This window comes from Salinimicrobium marinum (assembly GCF_014651535.1).
Classification (GTDB): Bacteria; Bacteroidota; Bacteroidia; order Flavobacteriales; family Flavobacteriaceae; genus Salinimicrobium; species Salinimicrobium marinum.
On sequence record NZ_BMXB01000053.1, the window covers coordinates 1 to 658 of the forward strand.

The following is a 658-nucleotide window of genomic DNA, read 5'->3' on the forward strand; positions in this document are numbered from 1 at the left end:
AAGATTCTTCAAGTCCGACTCTAGAAGATGATAAAGTTTTCTAGTACCGATCTTAGGCATTAGGCAACGTATATCTTGGACTAAGGCTACCGTCTTTTCCGATGTTTTCTGTTTACGTTTTCTAGATTGTAGCGCTCTATAATAAACCTGTCTGCTCACCCCGAGTAAATCACAGGTAGAAACTACTGTTTCTTTGTGGGATTCTTTAAATTGGTCGATAACTCGGGTTTGTAATTTTTTCTAATAGGGATATTATATTCCTTTTCAGCCAGATCGACTAGCATATCAAAGAGAATTGCTTTTTTATCAGCCCTCTCAGCAAGATGTTCTGCCCTCGCCTTTTGTTTTTCAAGAAGTTTCACCTTCTGCTCGAGTTCGAAGATTTTTTGTTCTGGAGTTTTTGCCATATCACCAGGTAATTGATGTTCCCAATCAAAGTTACCATAATTTCTAATCCAAGTCCTTAAAGTTGAACCAGATTGAATCCCATACTTTCTTAATATTTGGGTACGGCTTAATTCACCGGATTCAAATTCTTGTACAACTTGAAGCTTAAAAGAAAGCGAGTAGTCTTTTTGAGTACGCTTCACATACCCTTTGTTTTCCTGAGGTTTCATACACTGTGAAATTTAGTGTATCGCTATTTTAGGACGGGACA

Annotated in this window: 1 protein-coding gene; it reads right to left on the reverse strand. The window is 37.5% G+C overall.

Annotation, left to right across the window (positions count from 1 at the left end):
- Positions 1 to 182 precede the first annotated feature (182 nt).
- Entirely contained in the window at positions 183 to 617 is a 435-nt protein-coding gene (locus IE056_RS18325; protein WP_189606436.1) for a helix-turn-helix domain-containing protein, read from the reverse strand.
- Positions 618 to 658 lie beyond the last annotated feature (41 nt).

Excerpts from the sequence above, each read along its gene's own strand:
- IE056_RS18325 (WP_189606436.1), bottom strand. The coding sequence starts at position 617 with ATGAAACCTCAGGAAAACAAAGGGTATGTGAAGCGTACTCAAAAAGAC.